The organism is uncultured Gimesia sp., from assembly GCF_937919775.1.
In the GTDB taxonomy this organism is placed as follows: domain Bacteria; phylum Planctomycetota; class Planctomycetia; order Planctomycetales; family Planctomycetaceae; genus Gimesia.
In genome coordinates, this window is record NZ_CALFPF010000137.1 from 1 (window position 1) to 2,967 (window position 2,967).

Annotated in this window: 4 protein-coding genes; 1 reads left to right on the forward strand and 3 read right to left on the reverse strand. The window is 49.3% G+C overall.

The genetic code is table 11. The annotated features are described in order from the left end of the window. The 3 genes from Q0294_RS03745 to Q0294_RS03755 all read right to left on the reverse strand — a co-directional run. Nucleotides 1–375: hypothetical protein (locus Q0294_RS03745; RefSeq protein ID WP_299461065.1), on the reverse strand; the 375-nt coding region annotated here is incomplete at its 3' end. 140 nt (nucleotides 376–515) lie between these two features. Next, complete coding sequence (locus tag Q0294_RS03750; protein WP_299461066.1) at nucleotides 516–788, reverse strand: hypothetical protein; 273 nt, start codon at nucleotides 786–788, stop codon at nucleotides 516–518. Nucleotides 789–1,198: 410 nt separating this feature from the next. Further along, nucleotides 1,199–1,900 (reverse strand): hypothetical protein, encoded by a 702-nt coding sequence (locus tag Q0294_RS03755; protein ID WP_299461068.1) that lies wholly within the window; start codon nucleotides 1,898–1,900, stop codon nucleotides 1,199–1,201. 223 nt (nucleotides 1,901–2,123) lie between these two features. Between Q0294_RS03755 and Q0294_RS03760 the strand changes: the two genes are divergently transcribed. Further along, nucleotides 2,124–2,967: DUF1549 domain-containing protein (locus tag Q0294_RS03760; protein WP_299461070.1), on the forward strand; the 844-nt coding region annotated here is incomplete at its 3' end.

Genomic DNA, 2,967 nt, shown 5'->3' on the forward strand with positions numbered 1-2,967 from the left:
AAATTTGAAGCTCCCCCCAGGGGATTCAATCCGGATCGCCCCGAACCCCGTAAACCAGATGATCTGCGAGATTTTATCAATGGGAATCACGGTTTTGCGGGAAACATCATACATGGTAATGGTGCTTTCGGAGATTATCAGCCGCTCCCGTAAATAAGACAGGATGACCCAAATCCCAAGCGTGAGAAAAGCAGACCAGATGAGAAATGTGAAAATCGCAGCTGCAGCGGGAAAATCAGTCGGATCACCCCAGTTCATAATTACAGCCAGGATAAAACCGACGCTCAATATCAGCAGAATTCCTGTAAAAACGCTCCCCAGATACAGATAAAACCGACGCGGCCGATAACTCTTTTCTGGCAATGGTTCTTCCATGGCTTTGTTCTGTATTGGTTCAAATGGGAAAATCAGATGAAAAGTTGTTCCAGACAAGGATTAACGTATTCTGCGTCTGAGTAGATCACTTTTTCATGTAAAAAACGCCTGCCCCGAGGCAATGTGATACACAATCGGATTCATGAATCTGTTTCTGGTTGCGTTTCATCCTGGTTTATTGAGTTGAACGTCAACTGTTTTTGCTGATAAATAGTTTTGACAGCAACCAGAACACAAATCAGACAAAAGATTGTATTCAACAAAAAGATGATCCCTGCCCCCGTCCACCAGAACCAGCAGGAGAAGACACCTGACATAAAAATGGCAATCGCTGAGAATACCAATCCTTTCTGACTGACTCTCGTTTCTGTCTTCTTCATAGACGCACTTATTCTTTCAGTGTTTAAATCCACGGAAAACTCCAGAGGCTCTCGATTCATCGCATGCACTATTATCATGAGCACCCTGACTCATACTTTACTATCATAACTATGATTGGCTCAAATGAACCATTCATTTTCTGATGCTGTCGCTTCGCTCCCGTTTCATAGACCCAATTCAACTTCCATGGTTCTGGTCTAGTGCGAAATTCTTCAAATATAACGAAAAAAGGGTGGGCCCGAATGCAATTCGGGCCGAGCGCAGCGAGCAGGAAATTGTCAGTGCCAGCAATCAACTCAGCAAATGGTATCCAATCCATGTCGCAACGGGACTCGAGATGTTTCTCTTAATTCGAACGTGTACCCTGTCAGTTGCCCATTGTCTGCGACAACACCGAATTTCATTCGGTGCTACCCGCTTCTTTCCGTTCAGTCTCTATTCCCTAAGTCCCCCGATAACTGCGGATCGCAGCAAACAGGAAAATGGCGGCCATCATCAGATTACCCATTCCTGATTCACTCCACCACATGACTACAGCCAATCCTGTCGCAATGAGATATACCACCGTCACCAGCCGTTCCCAGTTTGTCAGGGGCGCGTCGGGATCAATGCTGCGTCGCCGCACTTCCGAAAACGGTTCCCACTTTTCCTGCTTTTCGAGAGGCACAGCATTACGCAGAAACGCAATAATATCGCGTTGATCCGTCCGCTTGAAATCATCCAGATCGATTCTGAACGTGTCGGCCGGAGATTCGACGATCATCTCATCTGAAATCGATAACCAGTTGAGGTGAGAAATCTTGTTAAAAGCGATCACGTGTTCTTTATCACCTTCCATCTTCGTAATCGTCTGCTCTGAGAGAATCAGTCGTACCCATCGCGAGTAAGTCAGAAAAGCCCACACACCTGCCGTGCTCATAAAAATCACGCAGGTAATATAAATGAGAGTAACAATCACAAATCCGTCCGTCAGATCGCCACCTCTGGAACAGGCCTCGCGAATCAGAAAAACGCTGAATGCAAGTGTGAAAACAGTATAAATGCTAAACAGACTCCGGTACCACGGACCTGGTCGATAGCTTTTTTCCGACAAGTTATCGCTCATCACATTACCCGCCTGTCTCATTAATTGATTGATCGGCATCCAGAAAACACCTTCCTAAGTCGTATAACAGTCTAACAGAAAATCCTCACGGTTCGAGAAATAATTCATCGTGCCCCATCGACATCATCACCGGCTATCCAATTCACCCCACGGACTGATTTCTTTCAATCAGTCCGTGACAAACCCATCTGCGCCTGCTAATATTTAAGTTACTTTATATATTAGCCCTCATTCGTCTTCCTTCCGCGTCAAGAGTGGGTCCATGCCTCAACTGTTACGGAAATCGGTCACGCCGCGATTGCTGGTCCTCGGTCTGGTCGGAATGCTCTGCACTTCGATCTTGTCGGCCACTGCTGCGGAAAAAACGGAAACGCCGCGGATCGAATTCAATCGCGACATTCGACCGATCCTCTCCGAAAAATGCCTGCACTGCCACGGCCCCGATCCCGCAACCCGCGAAGCCGACCTGCGTCTCGATGATCCCGCCGATGTCCGCAAACCGCGCGATGATTATTCGATTATCAACCTCAAACAACCGGCAGACAGCGAACTGCTGAAACGTCTGCTGACGACCGACGCCGATCTCAAAATGCCTCCCGACGATTCGGGGAAAGAAATCTCCCTGCAGGAAATCGCGCTCATTCAGCGCTGGGTCGAGCAGGGGGCGGAATACCAGCAGCACTGGTCCTTCATCCCGCCGCGCCGCACGGAACTGCCTGCGGTCAATAACCAGAGTTGGTCAAAAACACCGCTCGACCGTTTCGTTTTATCGCGACTGGAACGCGAAGGACTGAAACCATCGCCCCGTGCCGACAAAGCCACCCTCTGCCGGCGTCTCTCATTCGACCTGACCGGCCTGCCGCCGACACTCGCCGAACTGGATGTCTTTCTCAACGACAATTCTCCTGATGCGTATGAAAAACTGATCGACCGCCTGCTCGCATCACCCCGTTACGGCGAACACCGCGCTCGCTACTGGCTCGACGCCGCCCGCTACGCTGATACCAGCGGTTATTTCACCGACGAAGAATGGGAGATGTGGCACTGGCGCGACTGGGTCATCAACGCCTTCAATCAGAACAAACCCTTCGACCAGTTTACCGTCG

Coding starts and splice junctions, on each gene's coding strand:
- Q0294_RS03755 (WP_299461068.1), bottom strand. CDS start 1,900: ATGCCGATCAATCAATTAATGAGACAGGCGGGTAATGTGATGAGCGAT.